The sequence below is a fragment of the Streptomyces sp. NPDC040545 genome, from assembly GCF_055595065.1.
In genome coordinates this window covers 58,144-83,607 of record NZ_JBVIWA010000026.1, presented here as the reverse complement: position 1 = coordinate 83,607, position 25,464 = coordinate 58,144, and the positions used below count along the sequence as shown (strand labels likewise).

Genomic DNA, 25,464 nt, shown 5'->3' with positions numbered 1-25,464 from the left:
CGAACTCGGCGTTCCATGGCCCCTGTTACCCCCGCCGGGCTATGGTGCCGGGCGGGGGACGACTGCGCGAGGGGGGCCGGGCTGCGATGCGTTTTCTCTTTGTCCACGGTACGGGGGTGCGGCGCGAGCGGCACGACAGGCTGTTCGCCCAGGTGCGTGAGCGGCTGACGGCCAGATTCCCCGGAGCCGCCGTCGACTCCTGCTACTGGGGCGACCGGTTCGGCGCGACCCTCGCTGCGGGCGGACGTTCGGTGCCGGGTCTGCGCCGCGGTCCCCAGGGCGCGCCCGACACCGTGGACGCGGAGACGGCCGAGTGGGCGCTGCTGCTCGCCGACCCGCTGTGCGAGCTGCGGGTCCTGGCCGAGGCGGGCTGGGCGGGCCCCGGCGACCGGGGCGCGCGGGGTGACGCCGGCGACGAGGACGACGAGGACGCCTGGCGCGGCGACGCCTTCGCGATGCCGGGCGTACAGGCCGCCGGAGCCCGGGTGCTCGCCCTGCTCGAAGGCTTACCGCCCGCGCCGCCACCGAGCGGGGACGAACTCGGCGCCCTGCTGCACGGCACCGGCCTCGCCGCGGGCTTCGCCGCCGCCCTCGACTCTGCCGCCGGCTCCGCCGAAGCGGCCCGGGCCGCGGCCCGCGCCACCGACGAGCCGCAGGCACGCGAGCTGGCCACCGCCCTCGCCCGGGCCGTGACCGCCGGCGCCCTCGCCGCCGCCACCGACGAGGCCGACTGCACGGGCGCCGAACGCGACCGCCTCGTCGAGCTGCTCACCACCCGCCTCGGCGGCGACGGCCGGGTGCCCGGCGCCCGCGTGGCCGCCGTCCTCGGCCGGCTCGCCCTGCGGGTCACCACCCAGCCCCTCCTGGACGCCCGGCGCGGCTCCCTCACCGTCGGCGCCGCCCCCGTGCTCGGCGACATCCTGCGCTACCAGTCCCGCGGCCACGAGCTGCGGGAGTTCCTGCACGCCCGGATCACCGCCGATCCGGGGCCGACCGTACTCATCGGCCACAGCCTCGGCGGGATCGCCCTGGTGGACCTCCTCACCCTCGCCGCCGCCCGCGGTGAGGCCGTCCCCGGAGCCGAGCTGCTGGTCACGGTCGGCTCCCAGGCCCCCTTCCTCCACGAACTGGGCGCGCTCACCGCGCTCGAACCCGGCGCGAAACTCCCGTACGGCTTCCCGCGCTGGCTCAACGTCTACGACCGGCACGACGTGCTCTCCTACCTCGCCTCGCCCGTCTTCCCCGGCGACGCGCGCGTCAGCGACCACGAGGTCCGCAGCCGCCAGCCCTTCCCGGCCTGCCACAGCGCCTACTGGAAACAGGACTCCCTCTACGAGCGCATCGAACAGGCGGTGACCGAGGCGGAGATAGGGTGACTTCCGCCGACTTCCTGCCCCCGGCCCTCGGACCGCAGCGCACCTTCGCGCTCGTCGCCGGGGTCGAGCGCTACGACATCAGCCACCGCTGGAACCTGCGCGGCCCGGCGCGCGACGCCCTGCGCTTCGCCCGGTGGCTGACCGGCCCCGCCGAGGTGCCGCCCGGCAACGTCCGCCTGCTGCTCTCCCCGCTCGACGATCCGGGCGACCTCGACTGGACGGACTCCCCGGCGATGACCGCCCTGCGCACGGCCTGCCGGCCGGCGACCGAGGAGAACGTGAAGTCGGCGCTGCTCGACGAACTCCCGCAGTGCGACGGCGACCTGCTGTGGATCTTCTGGGCCGGCCACGGATACCTCGGGCCGCGCCAGGAGCTGATGCTGCCCTGCGCCGACGCCCGCCCCAGCCAGATCAGGCACCTCAACCTCGACTCGGCGCTGCGCTGGTGGCGGACCGACCTCGTCAAACAGCGCCGCTTCCCGCTCCAGGCCGCGCTCGTGGACTCCTGCCGGGTCGACGCGCCCCGCGACACCCGCTGGAACTTCGGCAACACCGACTACGGGGGCGGGAGTTCGGTACCGGGCCGGCGCCAGTTCAGGCTCTACGCCTCCCGCGAGGGCGAGGTCGCGCAGAACGACCCCGAGCGCGGCGCCGGCCGGTTCACCGAGGCCCTGCTCGGCGAACTGGGCGGACGGTCCGTACGGGAGAGCGTCAGCGGGCTGCCCGGCGCCGCCCTCAGCATCCACCGCACCTTCCAGGAGCTGCGCGAGCGCGGCGAGGGCTGGCAGTTGCCGCAGTTCATCGTCGACCGGGACTGGGACGCCTGCTCCTTCCTCGACGACGACCTGTCCCCGGCCGCACCGCCCCGGGCCGCCAGACTCGACCAGACGGCCTGGGACGGGCTCGGTGAACTCTTCGAGGGCCGCGAGCTGCCGCGCTGCGCCTACGAGGCCTACGCCTGGGCTTTCAAGGCGGCGGGCTGCACCACCCCCGCGCGCGGCGGCCTGCCGGGGGACGGCCTGCTGGAGGTGGTGCAGGACCTGGACGAGCGGCAGGGCGGGCGCGGCGGGATGCCGCTGGCGGTGCCCTTCGTACGGTTCCTCGCGGACCGGGCCGCCGCCGCGGGCGACGCGCGGTGGGCGGCCCGGCTCGGGGACTGGGTACGGGCCACCCGCGAGCGCCTCGCCCTGCCGGTGCTGCCCCCGCCCCCGCCCCCGGCCCGCAGGATGGTCGTGCACGTCCGGCTGGAGACACCGCCGGGCGGGGAGCCCGGGTACCTGGCCCGGATGTGGCTGCGCGGCGAACGGACCCGGAACATATGGGAGTCGGAGGGGCGGCCGGTCTCCCTGGACGGGGTGCGGCAGGAGCTCGTACGGCAACTCGCCCTCATCGGCGGCGCCCCGGACACGGGCGGCGGGACGGGCGGCGAGACCGGGCGGCAGGCGTACGCCGCGGTGGACCGCATCGAGTTCCACGTGCCGTACGAGCTGCTCGACGCCGACTTCGACCAGTGGCCGGTGCCCCGCGGCCCGGCCGGCCGGCGCCGCGCCCTCGGCCTGCTCCACCAGGTGGTGGTGCGCTGCCCGCAGGAGCGGGCGGACACCCGCGCCGAGTGGCACGGCACCTGGCGCTGGCTGCACGCCCAGGGCGGCCGGCACCCCGACGCCGTACGCGTCGTCACGGACGAGGAGGTCACCGACGCGCTCGGGATCGAGCTGGCCGCGCAGCCCCCTCCCGCCTGCGTCCTCGCCCACACCGCTGACGCCCCGCACGCCGGGCTGCTGGAGGCCGTGCTCGAAGGCGGCCTCCCGGTGGCCGTATGGCGGCGCGGCGGCGGCCTGCCCGCGCCCGCACTCCTCGACCTGCTGGCTCCGGCCGGGCCCGACGGCCGCCCCGACCCCGGCGCACTGGACGTACTGGCCCTGCCCGCACGCGTGCGGGAGGTGCGCCGGGCGGCCGCAAGCGCCGCCGGGGGAGCCGCGCGCGCCCACCAACCACCGTCAGGGGGAGACCAGTTGGTGCTCCTGTGGGACGATCCCGACGACATACCGGGCCTCCGGTCCCTGGCCTGACCCCGACCACCGACAGACGGCGGAACCGAAGATGGAGGCAGAGGCAGTGGTGAAGGACTGGTGGCTGTACCACGGGACCGGCGAGGGCGCGGACCGGCGTGCCCGCCTGGAGGCCGGATTCCCGCCACCCTGGCGGGACTTCACCGGCGCCCCCGACCCCGGATACGCGCCGCCCGGGTGCGCCGGAGCGGCCTGGGAGCGCACCTGGCGGCGCGGCGAGGGCTACGTACCCGACGAGCCGGAGAAGGACGTCGTCAACACGGCGCTGCACCTGCGCAGGCCGCTGCTCGTCACCGGGAAACCGGGCGTCGGCAAGTCCACGCTCGCCTACAGCATCGCCTCCGACCTGAACCTGGGCCCCGTACTGCACTGGCCGATCACCAGCCGGACCGTCCTGCGGGACGGGCTGTACCTGTACGACGCCATCGGCCGCCTCCAGGAGGCCGGGCTGGAGCAGCTGCGCACCCCGGGCGTGCAGCCCGCCGGAGCCCTGCCCGTGCCCGCGCCGGACACCGCCGTCGCCCCCTCCGCCCCCTCGATCTCCCGCTATCTGCGCCTCGGCCCCCTCGGTACCGCCCTGCTCCCGCAGGACCGCCCCCGCGTGCTGCTCGTCGACGAGATCGACAAGAGCGACATCGACCTCCCCGGCGACCTCCTCACCGTCTTCGAGGACGGCGGCTTCCTGATCCCCGAACTCGCCCGCCTCGCCCAGGAGGACCCCACCGTCGCCATCGGCACCGACGACGACCCCGACGCGGCCGTGCGGATCACCCAGGGCCGCGTCCAGTGCCGCTACTTCCCTATCGTCGTCCTCACCAGCAACGGCGAACGCGACTTCCCGCCCGCCTTCCTGCGCCGCTGCGTCCGCCTCCACCTGGAGCCGCCCGGACCGGACAAGCTCGCCCGCATCGTGCGCCGCCGGCTCGGCGTCGACATCGCGTCCGGCGAGGAGTACCAGGACCTCGTCCAGGCCTTCCTCGACCGTGGCGAGGACGGCGACCTGGCCACCGACCAGCTCCTCAACGCCATCCAGCTCCGCCTCGCCGGTGCCTGGTCCGCGCCCGCCGACCGCGAACGCTTCCTCGCCACCGTCATGCAGCACCTGACCGGGCCCACGGCGTGATCGAGGAGCTGCTCGCGGCCCTCGCCGACGGCGCCGACGGCAGCGTCCCGAACACCGGCATCGGGGCGGAGGAGATCGCCGACATCCTGTGGCTGGCGGCCCGGGTGGACCCGGGCCGCGAGGCCCTCCCGCCCGGTGCGCCCGGCGCCGGCCCGCCGGGGGAGCGGCCGCCGCCCCCCGACACCTCTTCGCCCGAGCCCGGCCCCGAACCCGGCACGGACGCCCCCGCCGGCGCCGAACCGGCCGTCCAGCTCTTCCCGGCCGCCCGGCGCGGCCCCGCCGGGAAACCCGACGACGGCGGCGCGGAACGCCGCGGCTCAGCCCTGCGGCTGCCGCGCGCCGCCTCCCTCGACGACCCGCTCGCCCTGATGCGCTCGCTGCGGCCCGTCGGGAGACGCTCCATCGGCGGCCCGGGAGAGGAACTGGACGAGCAGCTCACCGTGGAACGCAGCATCGAGCGGATGGTGACGACCCCGGTCCTGCGCCCCGCCGAGAGCCGCTGGCTGGACCTGGCGCTGGTCGTCGACACCCACCACTCCATGCTGCTCTGGTCGGACCACGTGGACGAGCTCCGCCGCGTCCTGACCCGCAGCGGCGTCTTCCGGGACGTGCGCACCTGGCAGCTGACCGGCACCGGCACCGGCGCCACCCCGATGGTCACCCGCGGCCACGGCGGCCCGCCCCGCAACCCCCTGGAACTGGCCGACCCGGCGGGCCGCCGGCTGATCCTCGTGCTCTCCGACACCGTGGCGGGCGGCTGGCGCGAGGCCCCGGTGCAGGGCATGCTCCGGCACTGGTGCGCGCACAACGCCGTCGCCGTACTGAACGTCCTGCCCGAACGGCTCTGGACGCGCGGCGCCGTCCGGCCCGCCCCCTTCGCCGTCCGCGCCGACCGGCCGGCCGCCGCCACCCGCTCCTGGCAGCGGATCCCGGCCTCCCGCCGCGCCGGACGCCGCCGCGCCGCCCCGCCGGCCGTCGTCCCCGTGGTCGGTGTCGCCTCCGGCAGCCTGGCCCGGCTGGTGCGGGTGGTCTCCGGGGACGGCCGGTGGCGGCGCCTCGCCTGCCTGCGCCTGGACCCGGAGCCCGCCGCCGCGAGCGCCCCGGACGATCCGGCCCCCGGCGGCCGCAGCGCCCTGGAGGTGGTGGAGGACTTCCGCGCGAACGCCTCCCCGACGGCCCAGCAGCTCGCCGCCCACCTGGCCGCCGTACCGCTCACGCTGCCGGTGATGACCCTGGTCCGGCGGTCCCTGCTGCGCGACTCGGAGCACGGCCATCTCGCCGAGGTCGCCCTCGGCGGTCTCTTCGAGGCCTGGGAGGACGAACAGGACACCGGGGAGGTGGAGTTCGAGTTCCTGCCCGGCGTACGGGAGGTGCTGCTCGGCTCGCAGCTGCGCGGGGACGTGGCCGCCGTACGGGAGCTGGTCCGGCGCCGCGTCTGGGAGTTCATGTCCCGCAACCGGCGCACCGGCCCGGACTTCTCCGCGACCCGGGTCACCACGGGCCGCGAGGGCGTGCGCCGGGTGGCCGAGGGGGCCCTGCCGTTCGCGACGCGGCCACCGCAGGATCCGGGCCTGGCCGACCGGGTCGTCCGGGTCCGCTACGACGCGATGCCGGAGCCGCAGGAGGTCGGCACCCTGCTGACGCCGAGGCTCGTGCTCACGGTGGGGGACGCGCAACTGCCGGCGGGTGCGTTGGCCTGGGCCCGGCCCGGGGACCGGGAGGTTCCCTGCCGGACGGTCTGGTGGGACGACGCGGTGCCCCGGATGCTGCTGCTCCAGGCCGACGAGGACCTGGTGGACCCGGCCGTCTGCGCGGTGCCGCTGCCCTGGCTGCCCGCGGACCACCAGCTGGCCCAGGTCCGGATCGACGGCCGCACGGACCAGGGGGACCCGGTCGGGCTGACGGGCGAGGTGGCCGGTGGCCCGCACGACGGTGACCTCAACGGCGAGATCGTCCGGCTCTCGGCGGAACCCGAGAACTGGACGCACTTCCGGGGCGGACCGGTCTCCCGCAACGGCGCGCTGGTCGGCGTCGTCCACACGGTCTGGCCCAACCGCCTGGTGTTCCTCCTGACCGACGCCCTGATGGAACAGCCCGGCTTCCGCGCCGTGCTGGAGGGCCCCGGGCAGCCGCTGCGCCCGGACGCGGACGCGGGGACCGGAGTGGCCCTGGCGGTGCGGCCCGGCGCCGACGGCGCCTACCCGACCGGGAGCTCACCGACGGCGGAGACCCGGGACCTGCTCGTCGAACTCATGACGCGCGCCGGCGTCGGCGGGCGGCTGACCGGTGGCGAGGAGGGCGCGCCGCTCCTCGTCACGCTGGACGCGCCGGGCGCCCACGCCAAGGCGGGCAGGCTGCTGTCCGCACTGCCCGCGGTCACGGCCGGATACGGAGACCGGAGGACGGACGGCCTGCACCCCACTCTCGCCGTGGCCGTGGGCAAGGGGGCGGCCGAGAGTGACCGGCTGGTGCGGCACCCGGCGATCGCCGGCCTGCTGCGGCTGGCGGTGCCCGCCGGGTCCGTCGTCCTTGCCGTCTCCCACCGTCTGCACGAGGATCTGCGCGACCTGCTCGGATTCCCCGCCCGGCTCCGGCTGGAGCGGCTGGGCGCCGCGGACGAGGGCTGGGTGTGCGCCGACAACCATCCTCACCCCGGAGTCCTCGGGCAGGTACTGACGGAGGCCGACGGGCTCCTGGACACGACCATCGGCTGGCCGACCTGCGGACTCGACGCCTCGGAGGCCGAGCCATGGGCCTGCATCGGGATCCGGCTGCCGGGGTACGAGCGGTGCCTGGCGCATCTGGGGGCCGAGGCGCAGCGGGAGTACCTCGCCACGCTGGAGCCGGGAGCGCCGGTGGACTTCCGGGGCACCACCTTCGACCACGGCCTGCTCCCGCGGCTGCTCAGGGCGCTGGAGCCGCGTACTGCCGGACCCGTGAGGCTGGGACCGGCAGCCTTCGACCGGGCGTACTTCGTGGACGACTGGAACCGGGCGGACATCGAGTTCGCGGACCGTACCTCCTTCGTCCGGGCCGTCTTCGGGGGCCGGGCCGGCTTCGCGGGAGCCGTTTTCGGGGGCCCGGTCTCCCTCGACGGCGCGGTGTTCCAGAACGTCGGTGACTTCGACCGGAGCCGATTCCACGGCGCGGCCACCTTCCGGCGGACGCGCTTTCGCGGCTCGGCGGGGTTCAAGGACGCGGTCTTCCTCGCCGACGTCTCCTTCGGCCGGGCCGTGCTGCAGGCCTCCGCGGACCTGAACGGGATGCGGGTCGACGGGACGGCGGACTTCACCCGCGCCGTCTTCCGCGGCCTGGCGGGGATGAGCGCGACCGGCTTCGCGGGATCCGTCTCCTTCGCGTCGGCGACATGGGAGCGCGGGCTCCTGTCCACCGGGGCGGTGTTCGAAGGACCGGTGGACTTCGCGCACGCCACCTTCCGGGGCCGGGTCCGCTTCGAAGGAGTGCTCTTCGAAGCGGACTCGATCGTCGGGCAGTTCTCCTCGGTCGTCCCGCCCGACCGCTGGGCCTCCACCCGGCGCCCGGACGGCACGTGGGACATCCGGCTGCTCGACGCCGACAACGAATGACCGGGGCGGCCCGGCCCCGGGCCCTCAGGGCCCGCTGTGCGAGGCCTCCAGCTGCCGCTCCGGACGCCCGCCGCCGGCCGCCGGCGGCAGGCTCGCCTCGATCTCGTCCAGGGCCCGGCGGGCGGTGGCGATCCGTGCCCGGACGTCGGGATCCGTGCCCGGAGCCGGGGCGCGGTTCGCCTCCTCCTCCATCTCCCGTGCCTCGTCGAGGGAGTTGAGGACGACGCCGATGAGTACGTTCACCAGCACGAAGGAGGCGAGCAGCGCGTAGGAGGCGTAGTAGATGATGCTCAGCCGGGAGATCTGCAGTCCCGCGCGGACGGCGTCGGTCAGACCGTCGAGCGTGGTCAGCAGGAAGAGCGTGAGCATCGCGCGCCCCACCGAGCCGTAGTGCCCGGGGTCCGACCTCGCGAAGCACACCCAGCCGACCATGGCGTACACGTACAGGACCAGCGCGCCGACGAACAGGAAGCTGGCGGTGCCCGGCAGGCTGCGGCCGACGGCGATCAGCAGGATGCGCAGGTGGGGCAGGAAGCGGGCGGTGCGCAGGACCCGAGCCAGGCGCAGCATCCGCAGCAGGGTGGTGTTCTCGCGGACGAGCGGGACGAAGGCGGAGGCCACGACCGCGAGGTCGAAGAGGTTCCACGGGTCACGGAAGAATGCTTTCGGCCGGTCGGCGCAGGCGCCCAGGCGCATCAGCATCTCCAGGGTGAACAGGGCCAGGCAGCAGTTCTCCGCGCCCTGCAGCACGAGCCGGTACTCCGCGGCGAGCCCGCTGTACGTCTCCACCCCCATCAGCGCGGCGTTGAAGAGGATCGCGCAGAAGACGACCATCCCGAAGGCGGGGGCCTCCGTGGCCACCCGGCATCGGGCTGCCAGTTTCATCCGGCCGCGTCCGGCCGGCCTCGGGTCTGTCATCGTGCTCCTCGTACTCTCGTCTGCGCCGCGGGCGAAACGGCGGGCCACCCCACTAACGCCCCAGGCCCGATCGGGTTTCACCCCGGTCCGCCCCCCGATGCGCCGAACGTGAGCCGGAGCCCGGTTCCGCTCCCGCGCGCCCCCTGTCCCCTCTCGTCCCGGTCCGGGGCCAAGTGCGCTTCTTGAACAGTCGGTTGATCTGCGGGTGGGGTGACCCTTGGGCGCATATGCTCGCTTCGTACACCCGCACTCCGTACATCCGTACCTCGTGCATCCGTGCTTCCGCATGCCCTCGCAGCCGTAAGGGGACCGCGCCGTGAGTGTCCGTATCCAACCCTCCTCCCAGGTCGACGAGAGCGCCGAACTCGGTGAGGGGACCACGATCTGGGATCTGGCGCAGATCCGCGAGGAGGCCCGGCTCGGGCGCGGGTGCATCGTGGGGCGCGGGGCGTACGTAGGGCCGGGCGTACGGATCGGCGACCACGTGAAGCTGCAGAACTACGCACTCGTCTACGAGCCCGCGGTCCTCGGCGACGGGGTCTTCATCGGCCCCGCGGCGGTGCTCACCAACGACTTCTATCCGCGCGCGGTCGACCCCGACGGGCGGATCAAGCGCGAGGGCGACTGGGAGGCCGCCGGGGTCGTCGTCGCGGAGGGGGCCTCGCTCGGGGCCCGTTCGGTGTGCGTGGCCGGGGTGCGCGTCGGGCGCTGGGCGCTCGTCGCGGCGGGCGCCGTGGTGTCCAAGGACGTGCCGGACTTCGCGCTCGTCGCGGGCGTGCCGGCCCGGCGGATCGGCTGGGTGGGCCGGGCCGGGGTCCGCCTGGTGGAGCGCGAGGGGGAGCCGGGTGCGTGGGAGTGTCCGCGCACCGGAGCGCTGCACGACGAGAAGGACGGCACGCTCATCGAGCGAACCTGACGGAATGTCGGCAATTCAGGGCACCGGCATTTCCTCAAAACCACAATCAATGAACATCCGTGGGCATAGCGTGTCCCTGCACACGGGATCTGAGCAGGCAACAGGCCATGTTCAGTGGGGGGTTGTGTACGACGAGGGCACCGGGGCAGTGGCATGCCGGCGCGGGCACACCCGCGCCTGCTGACACTGCCGTTCACGCGTGTCCCGGTCCGAGGCATCGCTGGGGGGATCCAGACGCCGGCCTTCGGACGGTTCGTGCCGTCGGCGTGACATCGCCGCGGGCACGGACGCCGTCATGCGCAGTCCCCCTCCACGGAATGACGACCGCCAGGTCCGTCCGAGGAGAACGATCAGAGGGGGTAGGTGTGTTGGAGCCGTACAGCTCGGACATACGGGGTGCGGGGAGCACCAGGGGAATCGGGGTGGGGACCCGATGAACACCACACGATTAGGAGCACTGGCCCACGAGGACCGGTCGCTGCACGCCCTCGCCGAGCGGCTGCTCGCGCTGGCCGAGGCGGGGCTCCCGGCGATGTACCTGCCGGACGCCGAGACCTTCGTGTTCACCCGGGCGGGGGTCATCTCACCCGAGGGAACCCCCGTCCTGGAGCAGCGGGGAACGAGCTCCCGGTACGCGGCGATCACCGCGCTGGGAGCCCGCTTCCTGCCCGAGGACCGGCAGCGCGCGCTCTTCGGCGGGCGCACCGCCGAGGAGTTCACGGGCGTGCTCGTGGAGCGGCTGCCCGGGGTGATGAACCTCGGCGACGCGGCGCTCATCGCCTGGGCCGCCGCCGAGACCGGCCATCCGAAACTGTCCGACGCCCTCGACCGCGTGGCCGCGCTGGACGTACCCGGCCGGCCGCAGTACACGGTCGAGGCGGCCTGGGTGCTCTCCGCACTCGCGGCCGCGCGCCCCGTGGTGGACGTGGAGGAGCGCCTCGCGGCGGCCCGCGTACGGCTGCTGGCGGCCAGGGTCGGCGACAGCCCGCTCTTCCCGCACGCCACCGGGCCTGGGCTGGTCCCCGGCTACCGGGCCCACGTGGCCTGTTTCGCCGACCAGACCTATCCGCTGCAGGCGCTGGCCCGGCTGCACGCGAGCGGCGACGACCCGCAGGCCCTGGCGGCCGCCGACGCCTGCGCCGCCCGTATCTGCGCACTGCAGGGCGACGGCGGACAGTGGTGGTGGCACTACGACGCCCGCGAGGGCGGCGTGGTGGAGGGCTATCCGGTCTACAGCGTGCACCAGCACGCGATGGCCCCGACCGCCCTGGCCGACCTGGCCGAGGCGGGCGGCACGGACTTCGGCCCGGCGATCCGCCGAGGGCTGCGCTGGATGACCGACGTGCCCGAACTCGCGGATCCCACCGGGAACCCGCGGGAGCCGATGATCCGCGAGGACTTCGGCGTCACCTGGCGCAAGGTCTACCGCGGCGACCCGAAGAAGGCCGTCCGGGCCGCCCGCGGACTCACCACCCGGGTGGCACCGCACGCCCGGCTCGCCCCGCTCGACCTGATCTTCCGCCCCGGTGCGGTGGACCGCGAGTGCCGCCCGTACGAGTTCGGCTGGATGCTCTTCGCCTGGCTCGGAGGGATCCAGAGATGACACGACGACAGTCCCTCTTCGGGGTCCCGCTCGACCCGCTGACCATGGACGAGACCGTGCAGCGCTGCCTCGACGCGGTGCGGCGCGGAGAACAGATCGAGATCGGCATGGTCAACGCGGCCAAGCTGGTCAACATGCGGCGCGACCCCCTCCTCGCCGAGGCGGTCGCCGGCTGCGACCTGGTCCTCGCCGACGGCCAGGCCGTGGTCTGGGCCGGCCGCGTGCTGGGCGTCCGGCTGCCCGAACGGGTCGCGGGAATCGACCTGTTCATGCGCCTGCTGGCCGCCGCCGAGGTGGCCGACATCCCCGTCTACCTGCTCGGGGCCCAGGAGGACGTGCTGGAGATGATGCTCACGCAGATCTCCGAGCGCTTCCCGAAACTGCAGGTGGCCGGCAGCCGCAACGGCTACTTCGGCGACGGCGACCAGGAGGCGATCGCCGACGCCATCGCCGACAGCCGCGCGCGGCTGCTGTTCCTCGGCATGACCTCGCCCAAGAAGGAGATCTTCACCGCCGGCTACGGCAAGCGCACCGGCGCGCACGTCGTCCACGGCGTCGGAGGCTCCTTCGACATCCTCGCCGGCATCACCAAGCGGGCCCCCCTGGTCTGGCAGCGGATGGGACTCGAATGGTTCTACCGCACCCTCCAGGAACCGCGCCGTCTGGGCAAGCGCTACCTCACCACCAACGCTGCCTTCCTCCTCATGACGGTCCGGGAACTCATCCACCGCACAAAACCGTCTGCCGGTTCCGCTTCCGCGAAGGGGAGTTACTGATGCGCGTCGTCGTCGTGGGACAGGGATACGTCGGACTGCCGCTGGCCATCCGGGCCGCCGAGGTCGGACACCAGGTGATCGGGTACGACGTGGACACCCGGCGGGTCAAGAGCCTCGCCGCCGGTGAGTCGTACGTGGAGGACGTCTCCTCCGAACGGCTGGCCCGCGCCCTGGCGCGCGGCACCTACCGCCCCAGCGAACTGGCCCGGGACTGCGGCGGCTTCGACGTCGCCGTCGTCACCGTCCCGACCCCCTTACAGGACGGAGCCCCCGACCTGCGCTACATCGAGGAGTCGGCGCACACCCTGGCCCGCTTCCTGCGCCCGGGTGCCACCGTCATCCTGGAGTCCACCACCTACCCGGGCACCACCGAGGAACTGTTCGCGCCCATCCTGGAGGACGGCTCCGGGCTCACCGCGGGCGAGGACTTCCACCTGGGCTACAGCCCCGAGCGCATCGACCCCGGCAACACCGTCTGGGGCTTCCAGCAGACCCCCAAGGTGGTCTCCGGCGTCGACGCCCGTTCCCTGAAGGCCGTCGAGTCCTTCTACGGGGACCTCGTCGACACCACCGTGCCCGTGCGCTCCCCCAAGGAGGCCGAACTGGCCAAACTGCTGGAGAACACCTTCCGCCACGTGAACATCGCCCTCGTCAACGAGATCGCGATGTTCGCCCGCCACCTGGACATCGACGTCTGGCAGGCCATCGAGGCGGCGTCCAGCAAGCCCTTCGGCTTCATGAAGTTCACCCCCGGCCCGGGCGTCGGCGGACACTGCCTGCCGATCGACCCGTCGTACCTCAACTGGCGGGTGCAGCGCGAACTCGGCCAGAACTTCCGCTTCGTCGAACTCGCCAACGACATCAACAACCACATGCCCGAGTACGTGACGCGCCGCGTGATCGACGCGCTCAACGCCAAGCGCCGCTCGGTCAACGGATCCAAGGTCCTGCTGCTGGGCCTCGCGTACAAGAAGAACACCGGCGACGCGCGGGAGTCGCCCGCCGTCCGCATCGCCCAGCTGCTCCTCGACATGGGGGCAAAGGTCCGCGCGGCCGACCCCCACGTGGTGGAGAGCATCAAGGTCGACGCCCGCCTCGTGCGGGTCGAGCCGACCCGCAAGGAGCTGGCGGCCGCCGACGTGGTGGTCCTGCTCACCGACCACGACTCCTTCGACTACCAGATGGTCACCGAGCACGCCTCCTTCGTCCTCGACTGCCGCAACCGGGTCTCCGGACCCACCGTGGAGGTGCTCTGACCCCGTGACCAGGATCGTCTGCGTGGCCGGGGCCCGGCCCAACTACATGAAGATCAAACCGGTGATGGACGCACTGGAGCGCCGCGGCGCCGAGGTGATCCTCGTCCACACCGGGCAGCACTACGACGAGTCGATGAACGACGTGTTCTTCCGCGACCTCGGCATCCGCCCGCCCGACCGCTACCTGGGCGCCGGATCCGGCAGCCACGCCCAGCAGACCGGGCGGGTCATGGCCGCCTTCGAGCCACTGCTGGACGAACTGGCCCCGGACGCCGTCGTGGTGGTCGGCGACATCAACTCCACCCTGGCCTGCGCCCTGGTCACCGCGAAGGCCGGCCCGCTGCTGGCCCACGTGGAGGCCGGGCTGCGCAGCCGTGACTGGAGCATGCCCGAGGAGGTCAACCGGGTCGCCACCGACCGGCTCAGCGACTACCTGCTGGCGCCCTCGCCCGACGCCGCCGTGAACCTGCGCGCGGAGGGCTACCGGGAAGACCAGATCCACGTCGTCGGCAACGTCATGATCGACACCCTGCTCGCCAACCTGGAGCGGGCCCGCCGGTCGGACGTCCTGGACCGGTACGGGCTCACCCGCGGCGGATACGGCCTGGTCACCCTGCACCGGCCCGCCAACGTGGACGACCCCGGAGCGCTGCGCGGCCTGCTCAAGGCCCTGGGCGAGATCTCCGACCGCTGCCCGCTGCTGCTGCCCGTGCACCCGCGGGCCGCCGAGCGGCTGGCCGAACTGGGCGTGCCCGGCGGCATCCGGCTGGTCCCGGCCGCCGGATACCTCGACTTCATCGCCCTGCAGGACTCCGCCCGCGTGGTGCTCACCGACTCCGGGGGCATCCAGGAGGAGACCACCGCCCTGGGGGTGCCCTGCGTGACCCTGCGGGAGAACACCGAGCGCCCCATCACCGTGGAGGAGGGCACGAACGTGCTGGCGGGCACGGACCCGGAGCGCATCACGGCCACCGTGAACCGGGTCCTCGACGATCCGCCCGCGCCGCGTTGCCCCGAACTCTGGGACGGCCGGGCGAGCGAGCGCATCGCCGCGGTCCTGCTCGACGGACCGCCCGCGCACACCAGGCCGCGCCCCACCGACCTCGTGCCGCACGGGGCGGCCACCGATCGACAGCACGTGCTGTAAACGCAATTCGAAGGGGAAGACCATGGATCTCGCGGAGATCTGGCGGGTCATGCGCAGGCGCTGGTACGTCCTGCTGCCCGGACTGCTGATCACGGCGGCGCTCACCGCCGCCGTGTACCTGCTGGTCCCGGTGGAGTACCGGTCGCAGAGCACGGTGACACTGCTGAACTCGAAGAAGGCCACGGTGGCCTTCGACGGCAACCCCTTCCTGAGCACGCAGGCCTCGCTCACCGGCATGGCCGACGGCCTGGCCCGCAACCTCAACTCCGACGACGCCAAGGCCGACCTCAAGTCCCTGGGCGTCACCGGAGTGCACGAGGCGAAGATCGCCGACAACGCGCTCGGCCCCTACATGTGGCTGAGCGTCGTCGGGACCGACCAGGCCGCCGTGCTGAAGTCGGACGAGATCCTCACCAAGTACGCCGAGAAGCGGCTGCTGGAGTTCCAGACCCAGCAGTCGGTGACCCCCGACGCCATGATCCGGATGGCCACGATCGTGCCTCCCCAGAAGCCGGAGGCCCAGACCAAGGCCAGGCTCCAGTTCCTGATCATGGCGGGTGCGCTGGGCTTCGTACTCAGCCTGGTGGCCACCTTCTTCGTGGAGGCCCGAAAGCGCCGGGGGGCGTCGCCCGGCAAGCACCGGCCCGCCCCCGGCGAGGGCGGCGAGGGCGGCGAGGGCGGCGAGGGCGGCGAGGGCGGCGAGGGCGCCGACGCCGGTGACCCGACGGCCACCCTGCGCATGACCGTCGCCCACCCGGCCGGCTCCGCCGCAGCCGGCTCCCGTACGGCCGGATCGCCGTGACCGGCCCCGCGGCGGACACCGCGAGCACCACCCCGGCGGCGGCGCCCTCGCTCGGGCGCAAGGTCGGCTCCGCCGCCAAATGGAGCCTGATCAACACCGTGGTGATGCGCCTCGGCAACTTCGCCACCGGCATCGTCCTGGCCCGGTTCTTCCTCGGACCCGAGGCCTGGGGCGTGTACGGGATCGCCCAGACGGTCCTGCTGGTCCTCCTCTCCGCCAACGAACTCGGCGTCTCGCTCGCGATCGTGCGCTGGGAGGGCGACCCCCGCCGCTTCGCCCCGACCGTCCTCACCCTCAGCGCCGCCTCCAGCTGCCTGCTGTACGCCGTACTCTTCGCGGTCGCCCCCGCCGTGGCCGGGGTGCTCGGCTCGCCCGAGGCCTCCGGCGTCCTGCGGGTGATGTGCCTGTGCGTGGTCCTCGACGGACTCTCCCAGGTCCCCGCCGGCTTCCTCACCAGGGAGTTCGCGCAGGGCAGGCGGATGGCCGTCGACGGGCTCAACTTCGCCCTCAGCACCGCGGTGACCCTGCTGCTCGCCGTCGAGGGCTGGGGCGCCATGAGCTTCGCCTGGGGATCCGTGGTGGGCAACGTGGCCGCGCTCATCGGCTGCTGCCTCGCCGCTCCCGGCACGCTGAAGTTCGGCTGGGACCGCGAACAGGCCCGGGCGCTGCTGAAGTTCGGACTGCCGCTCGCCGGCGCCAGCATGCTCGCCCTCGGCGTGGTCAACGTGGACACGATGGTGGTGGGCTCGGCCCTGGACCCGCTGGCCCTCGGCTTCTACGTGCTCGCCTTCAACATCTCCGGCTGGCCCGTGCGCATCATCTCCGAAGCGGCCCGCCGCGTCTCCTTCGCCGGCTTCTCCCGGCTGGCCGACACGCCGCAAGCGCTCGCCGCCGGATTCGCCCGCGCCCTCGGCGTCGTGATGGCCGGCACCGTCCCGATCTGCGTCCTGCTCGCCGCACTCGCCGCCCCCGTCGTGGAGCTCATCTACGGTGAACGCTGGCTGCCCGCCGCCCGGGCCCTGCCCTGGCTGATGGCGCTCGGCCTGGTCCGCATCGGCTGCGAACTCGCCTACGACTGCCTGGTCGCCATCGGCCGGCGCCGCTCGCTCATCGGCGTCCAGGGACTCTGGCTGATCATCCTGATCCCGGCCCTCGTGATCGGCGCCCGCACCGGCGGGATCGTCGGAGTGGCCCAGGGCCACGTCCTGGTCGCCGGGGCCGTCGTGGTGCCGGTGTTCCTCCTCGCCCTGCACCGCGGCGGCATCCGCCTGGGCACCGTCACCCGGGCCTGCGCCTGGCCGCTGCTCGGCGGCGCGGTGATGGCCGCCGTACTCCTCGTACTGGAGCGGTACCTGGGCGACAGCGTGCTCGCGCTCCTGGCGACCGGAGCCGCCGGCACCCTCTGCTACGTCCTGTGCGTCCTGCCCGGCCGCGCCTTACTCAAAGGCTAGACAGCTGTGACACAGCACCGAAGGCGCCTGACGGCGTGGCTGCTCGCCGGAGTGGTGCTCGCCGTCGTCCTCACCCTCTACCAGGCCGACCGCACCGGCGTGAGCGAGCACGCGGCCGCGCCCGGCGCCACCGAGCCCGCCGCCCCCTCCGCCACGCCCCCGTCCCCGGCCCCGGCCTCGCCGTCCACCTCCGGCCCGCCCTCCCCGACCGCCTCGCCGCCGGCGAGCGAACCGCCGCCCACCACCCCCGCCTGCACCGAGCCCGGCACCTGCGGATTCCCCGACGCGAGCACCACCGGCCCGCGCATCGAGCTGGAGCGCCACGACACCGGGAACATGTCCGTCAAGCAGGACGGCACCGTCATCAAGGGCTGGGACATCCGCGGGTCCCTCGACATCTACGCCAACGACGTCACCGTCATCGACAGCCGGATCACCTCGGCCAACTGGTGGGGGATCAACCTGCGCCCCGGCTTCAGCGGACTGAAGGTCCTGCACACCACGATCACCGCCGTACCCGGCAAGGGCCCCGACAACGGAGGGGTCAACTACGCGGTCTCCAACATGGGCGGCAGCTCGATCGAGGTCGGCTGGTGCGACATCTCCGTGTTCGGCAACGCCCTGTCCATGGGGCAGGGCGATCTCCACGACAACTACGTCCACGACATCGTCGCGTTCCGCAACCAGGGCGGCGAATGGCAGCACACCGACGCCGTCATCAGCGGCGGCGGCAACAAGGGCCGGCTGACAGTCCGCCGCAACACCCTGCTCAACTCCACCGCGGTGGACCGGGGCGCCACCGCGGCCGTCGGCCTGTTCGCCGACACCGGAGTGGTCTCCTCCGTCGTCGTCGACGGCAACTGGCTGGCCGGGGGAGCGTACGCCCTCTACGGCGGCGGCCCGGGCGCCACCGGCATCCAGGTCACGAACAACGTCTTCTCCACCCAGTACCACCCGGCCGCCGGGGCCTACGGCGCCGCCACCGCCTGGAACGCGGGCGGGGCGGGGAACGTGTGGAAGGGCAACCGCATGTCCGACGGCAGGCCCGTCGAACCCCCGCCCGCCTCCTGACCACCGAGAGGACCGACAGCACATGATGCGCCGGATCGCGCGCGCCCCCTGGGAACTGCTCAAACGGACCTTCGGCTGGCTGGTGCTCTTCGAAGCCAGGAACAAGGTCCTGCTGGCCCCCACCGCCCTGCGGCTGCGCCGCTTCGAGGACGCCGAGACCCACCGCCTGGCCGCCGTCCTGGGCGAGCCCCCGGCCGCCCTGGTCGCCACCGTCGTCCCCACCCACCGGCGCCCGGACGCCCTGCGCGCGGCGGTCCGCTCCGCCCTCGCCCAGACGGTCACCGACCAGGTGGTCATCGTCGTCGACGACGGCGCGGGCCTGCCGGAACTGCCGGACGACCCACGGCTGTTCGCGGTCTCCCTGGCCCGCAACACGGCGACCGCCGGAGTCGTGCGCAACGTAGGGATCCGGCTGACCAGGTCGCGCTACGTGGCCTTCCTCGACGACGACAACCTCTGGGAGCCCGACCACCTGGAACAGGCCCTGGCCACGCTGGAGGCACCCGACGGGCCCGACGCCGTCTACACCGCCCTGCGCAGGGTGCTGCCCGACGGCACCGACCGGGACGTCCTCTCGGTGCCCTTCGACCGCCGCCGCGCCGCCCACGAGGCCTTCCTGGACACCAACGCCTTCGTGGCGCGGCGCAACCGCTCGCTTCACTTCAGCCGGCTGCGCCGCACCCCCGAGGTGCTGCCCCGCGAGGACTGGGAGCTGGTCCGCCGGTACGCCCGCCGCCACGAGGTACGCCACCTGCCCCGGGCGACCGTCCGCTACCTGGTCAACCCGGACAGCTTCTGGACCAGCTGGGACGGCACCTGAGCCGCAGGGAAACCCGCTGGTGGGCGCGGATTCGGCCCCCGTAGACTCCGGTGCTCGTGACCGAGATCAGCACCGCCCCGACCACCGTCCCCGCCACGCCCGCCACGTCCACGCCGGCCACGTCCACGCCGGCCGCGTCCACGCTCGCCGGGGATGCCGAGTCGGTCGGCGCCGCCACGGCCGCCGCGGGCCGGGGCCTGATCGACCGTGAGACGGTCGCGGAGGTGGTCACGCTCTGCGCGGTCGCCGGTGAGCACCTCCTGGTCGTCGGCGCCCCGGGCACCGCCAAGTCCGAAGCCGTACGCCGGATCGCCGGTCAGCTCGGCGGGCGTTACTTCGAGTACCTGCTCGGCCGGTTCACCGAACCGAACGAGCTGTTCGGCCCCGTCGACCTGCGCGGCCTGCGCGAGGGCCGGGTCGAGTTCGAGACGGCCGGGATGCTGCCCGAGGCCGAGATCGCCTTCCTGGACGAGGTGTTCCTCGGATCCACAGCCGTGCTCAACACCCTCCTCGGACTGCTCAACGAACGGGTCTTCCGCCGCGGCCGCACCGTCCTCGACAGCCCGCTGCGGGTCTGCGTCGGCGCCGCCAACCACCTGCCCGACGACCCCGCCCTGGCCGCCTTCGCGGACCGCTTCCTCGCCCGCGTGTTCGTCGAGCCGGTGGCCGACGCCCGGCTGGAGGAACTGCTGGAGGCCGGCCGCCGCCCCGCCGTCGCGTCCGGGGCACAGGCCGGCCCCGGCGGCCTGCTCGCCGCCGTCGACCGTCTCTCCGCCGCCGCCCGCGCCTGCGACCTCGACGAGGTCACCCCGCTGGTCGCTGCCGCGCTGCGCAGGCTGCGCGGTGCCGGGGTGCCGGTCGGCGACCGCCGGGCGGTGCGCTCGCAGAAGCTGATCGCGGCCGCCGCCGTGCTGGACGGCCGGACCACCGCGTCCGCGCGTGACCTGTGGGTGCTGCCGCTGATCGCCCCGACCGCCGACACCCAGGCGCTGGCCCGCGACACCCTCGCCGACCTGGTGGAGAAGGCCGCCAACCGCAGCCTGGTGCACGCCGCCGAAGAGCTGTCCCGCAGCACCGCCGCGCGCGCCGAGCGGCTGGCCCGCACCGGCACCGCCCTGCTCGCGGAGCACAGGACCCTCCCCGGTGGACGTGACTCGCGGCTGCGGCTGGAGGCCGCGTTGCGTGAGATCGACGCGGGTTTCGAGCCGGCCGACCTGCCGGCCGCGCTGGCCGGGATACGTGCCGAGCTGGTCGCGGCGGTCGCACCCTCGTGACCGCCGCCCAGCCGTCTCCGCCCACCCCTCCGCCCACCCCTCCGCCCACCCCTGCGCCCGCCCCCGCGCCGTCCTTTCCGCTCCGGTGGGAGCGCCGTGAGCCCCCGCTCCCGGCCGCCGCCGTCCTCGCGGTGGGCGACGCGGTGCCCGGCCTGGCGGCGGCGGCCCTGGAGCGGATCCGTGACGGTGCCCGCCTCCGTGTGCTCGCCGACGACGGTCCGAGCCTGCCGGCCGCCGACCGCGCGCTGCTCGTCCTCGGCGCGGAGGGGGACCTGCCGTGGGCCGACGGCGCCCGCTACCTGGGCCGCGACGCCGGCCTGCTGGTCCCCACCACCGCCCGTCCCGCGCCGGCCGCCCCGCTCTGGCGCCGGGCCGTCGGCGCGGCCGAGGGCCAGCTGTGCGTCCTCGTCCCGGGCCGTGCGCTGGTCGCCGACGTGCCCGCGCCGGTCACCTCCCCCGACGCGCTGGACGCCTTCACCCGGCCGGCGGGCGCCGACCCGGACGGCTCCCGGGGCGGCACCCGATGACGCGGCCACAGCAGCCTGCCCGCCGCCGGGCCGCCGCGGGGAGGCCGTGTGCCGTGCCGTCCCCGGCCGCCGGCCCGGCACCCGTACCGACCCGCGCATCCGTTCCCGGTTCCGCCCCGCCGCCCCGCGGCTCGGCCGCCTCTCCGTGGAGTGCCCGCCGATGAAGACCGCCCGCCTGCCCTCCGCCCTCGCCCCCTGGGCCGGCACCCTCTCGGCCATCACCCCCGAACTGGCTGTCGCCTTCGGCCCGTTGCTACGCCGGCTGGACGCCCTCGTCGGTGAGCGCGAGCCCGTCGCCGACGTCGTCGGCGACCCCGACGGCCTCGGCGGCCTCGCCCGCTCGGGCCGACCGGACCAGTTGCTGCCGTCCGAGTGGCTGCTCGCCGACGAGTACCCGGACGAGTTCCTGCGCCGCTTCGTCGACGGCGAACTGCTCCACCTCGCACCCGAGTTCCACACCCCGGCGGTCCGCGGCAGGACCGCCGCCCTGGTCGACACCGGCCCCACCCAGGCCGGCGCGGGCCGGTTGGTCCAGCTCGCCGCGCTCCTCGTCCTGCACCGGCGGGCGGCCGCGCGCGGCACCGAGCTGGTCGTCGTCGTCCTCGGCGACCCGACCGGACGCCGGCTCACCGGAGACCTCGCCGAGCTGCTTCCGGCCTGGCTGACCGCACGCCGGCCGGTCGACCCGACACCCGCGGACGTGCAGCACGCGCTGGACGGCCTGGACGCCGCCGACCAGGCCTGGCTGCTGACCTCGCCGCGCCTCGCCGAACGGCTCCCGGCGCGCTCCATGGTCCTGACGAGCGAGCCCACCCGCTGGTCCGCCGACGGCGCCGGCCACGCCGTCGTCCGGCTCGACGGAGCGACGGCCGAACTCCCCCTGCCAGCAGGTGAGATCGCCGTACGGGCACTGCGCGGGGCGGAGTTCCGCCGGCCCGATCCCGTCACCGTCGGACTGCCGGCCGACGACGCCGGGGGAGCGGCCGGCTGGGCGCTGCCCGCCTTCACCACCGACGCCCGCACCCTGCTTGCCCGGGGCCGGCGGGCCACCACCCTGTTCGCCGCCAACCTGCCGAACGGTGACTCCCGCATCACCACCACCGTCCGGGCGCGCCGCCACGACCTGCCCGGGCCGGTGCTCGCCGCCGGCCGGACCGGCCGGCGTCTGATCGCCCTGTACGTCCGGGGCGGCGAGCTCGTCCCGTACGTCAGTGGCCGGCCGCTCGGCGAGCGCGGCGGGTACACCGCCGACCTCGCCGCCTTCGGGGTCGGCCGCGACGATGCCGTGCCGGAGGAACTGTTCGCCCGCCCGGTCCTGCCGCTGCTGCGTGCCGGTGCCGACCTGCTGCTGCCGCTGGCCGGCCGCTGGTGGCGGATCGGCCCGGACGGCAGCGTCGCCGAGGACGGCGCGCTCGGCCGGGGAGCGCACGACCGGCCGCACTTCAACCGGTTCCGCGAGCCGCGGCTGCTCGACAGCCAACCGCTTCACGAGGCGGCCCGCGACGCCCGCCACTTCCTGCACGGCGGCGGCTCCCAGGCCTGGTCGCAGGACGGCCGGACCTGGCAGGTGCGGACCAGGTCGGGGGACGAGAGCCGCATCTCCTTCCGCGAGAACGCCGACGTGATCGGCCTCGTCCACGACGAGGGGAGGCCCGCGCTGATCACCGTCAGCCGCAGCGGCTTCGTGGTGCGCAGCGTGCGCGCCGACGGTGTGCGGACCCTGCCCCGCTTTTCCGGCGGCTCCGGGCCGCCGGCCGTGCACTCTTCCCTGCCGCTGATCGCCGCCGAGACCCGGCCGGGCCGGATCGTGGTCGGCGACGCCAACACCGCCGGGATCCACTTCTTGATCGGGGACACCGAGTGAGCGCCACCCAGGGCGCGGCGTTCCGCGCCACCGTCACGGCCACCGGGTTCGTCCTCGACGTGCCCGTGATCGGCCCGGCCGAGGCCGCCCAGCGCGTCATGACCTCCTGGCGGGACGGTGCCGATCTGCGGCAACTGCCCGACGGAAAATGGCTGTTCATGCTGGCCGAACCTGTGGAGATCCGCTCCGACCGGGCTCCTGGGCTGCCCGTCGTGCGGACGGACGGCAGCGCACCGGCCACCGTCGGAGCCGACGCCACCGCAGCGGCCCCCGGGCACCTCGCGGTGGGCGCAGGTGGAGTGACGGTCATTCATCAGATCGCAGAACTGGCGGAGCTGGACCCGGCCCGGTGGCTCGACCTGTCCGGGCTCACGCTCCACCGCCCTCGACCGGTCGGCGCCACCGAGCCCGAGGCCGAACCCGTCGTGGAGTCCCTGCCGCAGCAACCGAGGCCCGACCTGCGCGCGGCCGCCGGCATCGCGCCCCGGACGGAGCGGGCCCGGCGGCTCACCGAGGACGCCCCGGCCGGTGCCCGTCGCCGGGGGGCGCCGTTCGCGGGGCGTCCGCGTCCGCGTCCGTCTTCCCTGACCGGCCCGCTCGCCTTGGCCGTTGTCGTTCTCCTCGTGGTGCTGCCCCTCCTCGTCGTCGTCGCGTCGCAGGGCAGCGCCTTCCACGTCGCCGTGCTGCTGCTCGCGTTCGCCGCGGGCCCGGCAGCCGCCCGCTTCCGTCAGCGCAACAGCGGCGCCGCACCGGGCCCGGAAGGTTCCGGCGCCGGCGCCGGCGTCGGCGCCGCCCCCTCCGAACCGGAGCACGGCCGGCCGCGCGGTCGCGCCCGCCGCCCGCTGTTCGACGCGCTCCTGGCGCGCCTGGCGATGCGTACGGCGGGCCCGCTGATCCAGGGTCGGCACGCCCGCTACCTGCGCGAGCTGACCAGGGCCTTCGAGCAGCGCCGCTGGGAGGACGCGCTGCGCGACGCGATCCGGCTCACGGGCGACCGGTCGGCCGGGCAGAAGCCCTGGCTGGCCCTCGGATTGCCCCGCCGCTACGAGGGCGCCCTGCGCCCCACGCCCCGTACCGGCGGTTCCGGCGCCGCCTCCCCGCTGTCCGGACGCACGGTGCACGAGCACCTCGCCGCCCTCTACCAGCGCGCCGCCGAGGACCTGGAGCGCGCGGGACGGATCGACGAGGCCGCATTCGTCCTTGCCGATCTTCGGGACGCCCCGGCCGAGGCCGTCGCGTTGCTGGTGCGGCACCGGCGCACCGCGCAGGCCGCCGAGCTGGCAGAGGGCCGCGACCTCGGCGCGGACCTCGTGGTCCGGCTCTGGTGGCAGGCCGGCGAGCGCGAGCGCGCCGTCCGGACGGCCTACCGCAGGGCCGCCTTCGCCCCGGCCGTCGAGCGCCTCGCGGCCGACGACCCGGCGTCCGCCCGTGAGCTGCGTGTCGCCTGGGCCGCCCACTGCCGGGAGTCCGGCGACCGGCTGGGCGCCGCCGAGGTGCTCTGGGCGGACGAGTCGCTGCGGCCGTCGGCCGTCCGCGACCTGCGCGACGCGGTCGCGCTCGGCGGGCCGACCCGGAGCCGGGCGCTGCCGTACCTGCTGGCGCTCGGCGCCGGAGGGTCGACCCGGGCGCTCGCCCTGGCCGTCCTCGAAAGCGACGGGCACCCGGCCACCACCGGGCGGTCGGCGCTGGCCGCCGCACTGGCGGAAATCCCGGCCGCCGACCCGGCCCAGGACCGTGAACTGGCCACCGCGGCGGCCCGGGCGGTCGTCCGGGACGGCGGTTTCGGCGGCACGCTCGGCGACCGGGACGCGGGAGCCCGCCACCAGCGGCTGCTCAAGCGCGCCGACCCGCTGGTCGCCGCCGACCTGGCCAGGCCGAGCCGCACGGCCCCCGCGGCGCACCTCAGCACGCACACCGCCGCCGACCGGTCCGGCACGCTGCCGGTGCTGGACGCGGCACTGCTCGGCTCCGGTGCCGTCCTGGTCGCCTGCGGCCAGGCGGGCGTCCGGCTGCTCACCGCCGACGGCCGGACCAAGGCCCGCTGGGACGTGCCCGCCGACCAGCTGGTGCTGGCCGACCACGGAGGCGTCGCGATGCTCGTGGCGGGCTACGGGCAGGTCCGGGAAGTCTCCCGGCTCGACCTCGCCACCCGCTCGGTCCGGCGCTGGACGACGCTGCGTTCGCGGCAGATCGTCCCCTCCTTCGACGGCCGGCACCTGATCACGGCCGGCGACGACGGCATCACGGTGCTGGACACCCTCGCGCCCCGGCCCACCGTGGTCTGGCGCGAACTCGGCGGCGGCGAGCGGCTGGTCGGCCGGCTCGCCCGCACCCCCGCCGGATGCACGGGTGTCGTGGTGTCGCCGCTTCCCGACGGCACGCAGGCCGTCGAGCTCTGGCGGTGGGACCTGCCCGGCTGGGAGCTGCGCTCCCGCACCCGGCCGGAGGCGTTCCACCCCGGCCGCTTCGCGGTGCTCGCCTCCGGCAGCCTGCTCACCGTCGACCCGCAACCGGAGGACGGGTCACCGGGCAGGACCGACCTGCACTGGACCACCGAGAGCCCGATCGCCCGCCCCGGCGCCCGCCCGGGCATCGAAGGCGTCGCGCCGCACGGCCCGATCGCCGACGGCGACCACTGGACGCTCGCGGTGCCCGGACCCGACGGCAGCGGAGTCCTCCTTCACACGGGCGCGGGCGCGGGCTCCGCGCCCACCGCGACCGTGTTCTTCCCCCAGGCCGACACCCAGGCCCCGGGCCTTCGCCGTCACGCCGACGCGGTCACCCACTGGCACCGCTCCGGCCGCGTCCTCGCCACCACCCCCGACGGAGCCACCCTGCTGGCCAACCTGCGCGTCACGGCCGACTGAGGACGGGAACAGGG

18 protein-coding genes are annotated in these 25,464 nt (G+C 74.7%); 17 read left to right on the top strand and 1 reads right to left on the bottom strand.

From position 1 onward, the window contains the following. Positions 1 to 86: 86 nt before the first annotated feature. The 4 genes from ACZ573_RS34025 to ACZ573_RS34010 are packed head-to-tail and all read left to right on the top strand — an operon-like array spanning position 87 to position 8,158. A complete protein-coding gene (locus tag ACZ573_RS34025; protein ID WP_471312018.1) occupies positions 87 to 1,376 on the top strand; it encodes an RBBP9/YdeN family alpha/beta hydrolase in 1,290 nt (429 codons plus the stop codon). Continuing rightward, positions 1,373 to 3,448: a VMAP-C domain-containing protein gene (locus ACZ573_RS34020; protein ID WP_471312016.1), complete on the top strand. Its 2,076-nt coding sequence runs from the start codon at positions 1,373 to 1,375 to the stop codon at positions 3,446 to 3,448. Before ACZ573_RS34025 ends, ACZ573_RS34020 begins: the two co-directional genes overlap by 4 nt. A 31-nt stretch (positions 3,449 to 3,479) precedes the next feature. Beyond that, positions 3,480 to 4,571 carry an AAA family ATPase gene (locus ACZ573_RS34015; RefSeq protein WP_471312014.1) on the top strand — a complete coding sequence of 364 codons (1,092 nt, stop codon included), beginning with the start codon at positions 3,480 to 3,482 and terminating at the stop codon, positions 4,569 to 4,571. Further along, positions 4,568 to 8,158 (top strand): SAV_2336 N-terminal domain-related protein, encoded by a 3,591-nt coding sequence (locus ACZ573_RS34010; RefSeq protein WP_471312012.1) that lies wholly within the window; start codon positions 4,568 to 4,570, stop codon positions 8,156 to 8,158. The genes ACZ573_RS34015 and ACZ573_RS34010 overlap by 4 nt, the downstream gene beginning before the upstream one ends. 24 nt (positions 8,159 to 8,182) lie before the next feature. Here the strand turns inward: ACZ573_RS34010 and ACZ573_RS34005 are convergent, their stop codons facing one another. Further along, positions 8,183 to 9,076 carry an ion transporter gene (locus ACZ573_RS34005; RefSeq protein ID WP_471312008.1) on the bottom strand — a complete coding sequence of 298 codons (894 nt, stop codon included), beginning with the start codon at positions 9,074 to 9,076 and terminating at the stop codon, positions 8,183 to 8,185. Positions 9,077 to 9,392: 316 nt separating this feature from the next. On the opposite strand from ACZ573_RS34005, the gene ACZ573_RS34000 reads away from it, so the two are divergent. The 13 genes from ACZ573_RS34000 to ACZ573_RS33940 all read left to right on the top strand — a co-directional run bounded on the left by ACZ573_RS34000 (position 9,393) and on the right by ACZ573_RS33940 (position 25,450). Next, positions 9,393 to 9,992, top strand: coding sequence for an acyltransferase (locus tag ACZ573_RS34000; protein ID WP_471312006.1), 600 nt, complete (start codon positions 9,393 to 9,395; stop codon positions 9,990 to 9,992). Positions 9,993 to 10,425: 433 nt separating this feature from the next. Continuing rightward, positions 10,426 to 11,595, top strand: coding sequence for a hypothetical protein (locus ACZ573_RS33995; RefSeq protein WP_471312004.1), 1,170 nt, complete (start codon positions 10,426 to 10,428; stop codon positions 11,593 to 11,595). Beyond that, positions 11,592 to 12,371 carry a WecB/TagA/CpsF family glycosyltransferase gene (locus ACZ573_RS33990; RefSeq protein WP_471312002.1) on the top strand — a complete coding sequence of 260 codons (780 nt, stop codon included), beginning with the start codon at positions 11,592 to 11,594 and terminating at the stop codon, positions 12,369 to 12,371. Before ACZ573_RS33995 ends, ACZ573_RS33990 begins: the two co-directional genes overlap by 4 nt. Next, a complete protein-coding gene (locus ACZ573_RS33985) occupies positions 12,371 to 13,627 on the top strand; it encodes a nucleotide sugar dehydrogenase (protein WP_030009430.1) in 1,257 nt (418 codons plus the stop codon). Before ACZ573_RS33990 ends, ACZ573_RS33985 begins: the two co-directional genes overlap by 1 nt. 4 nt (positions 13,628 to 13,631) lie before the next feature. Then, positions 13,632 to 14,774 carry a non-hydrolyzing UDP-N-acetylglucosamine 2-epimerase gene (gene wecB / locus ACZ573_RS33980; RefSeq protein ID WP_471312000.1) on the top strand — a complete coding sequence of 381 codons (1,143 nt, stop codon included), beginning with the start codon at positions 13,632 to 13,634 and terminating at the stop codon, positions 14,772 to 14,774. A gap of 22 nt (positions 14,775 to 14,796) precedes the next feature. Further along, positions 14,797 to 15,576 (top strand): YveK family protein, encoded by a 780-nt coding sequence (locus tag ACZ573_RS33975; protein WP_471311998.1) that lies wholly within the window; start codon positions 14,797 to 14,799, stop codon positions 15,574 to 15,576. Further along, positions 15,573 to 17,027, top strand: a complete 1,455-nt coding sequence (locus ACZ573_RS33970) for an oligosaccharide flippase family protein (protein ID WP_471311995.1) — start codon at positions 15,573 to 15,575, stop codon at positions 17,025 to 17,027. Before ACZ573_RS33975 ends, ACZ573_RS33970 begins: the two co-directional genes overlap by 4 nt. A gap of 6 nt (positions 17,028 to 17,033) precedes the next feature. Further along, complete coding sequence (locus ACZ573_RS33965) at positions 17,034 to 18,098, top strand: hypothetical protein (protein WP_471311993.1); 1,065 nt, start codon at positions 17,034 to 17,036, stop codon at positions 18,096 to 18,098. Between the two features lie 22 nt (positions 18,099 to 18,120). Beyond that, complete coding sequence (locus ACZ573_RS33960) at positions 18,121 to 18,918, top strand: glycosyltransferase family 2 protein (protein ID WP_471311990.1); 798 nt, start codon at positions 18,121 to 18,123, stop codon at positions 18,916 to 18,918. Between the two features lie 56 nt (positions 18,919 to 18,974). Further along, the gene (locus ACZ573_RS33955) at positions 18,975 to 20,192 is read left to right on the top strand and encodes an AAA family ATPase (RefSeq protein WP_471311988.1); all 1,218 of its coding nucleotides are present in this window, start codon (positions 18,975 to 18,977) and stop codon (positions 20,190 to 20,192) included. Beyond that, positions 20,189 to 20,719: a bpX5 domain-containing protein gene (locus tag ACZ573_RS33950; protein ID WP_471311985.1), complete on the top strand. Its 531-nt coding sequence runs from the start codon at positions 20,189 to 20,191 to the stop codon at positions 20,717 to 20,719. The genes ACZ573_RS33955 and ACZ573_RS33950 overlap by 4 nt, the downstream gene beginning before the upstream one ends. 160 nt (positions 20,720 to 20,879) lie before the next feature. Next, positions 20,880 to 22,583, top strand: coding sequence for a hypothetical protein (locus tag ACZ573_RS33945; RefSeq protein WP_471311983.1), 1,704 nt, complete (start codon positions 20,880 to 20,882; stop codon positions 22,581 to 22,583). Further along, a complete protein-coding gene (locus tag ACZ573_RS33940) occupies positions 22,580 to 25,450 on the top strand; it encodes a bpX6 domain-containing protein (protein WP_471311981.1) in 2,871 nt (956 codons plus the stop codon). Before ACZ573_RS33945 ends, ACZ573_RS33940 begins: the two co-directional genes overlap by 4 nt. The last annotated feature ends 14 nt before the right edge of the window (positions 25,451 to 25,464 follow it).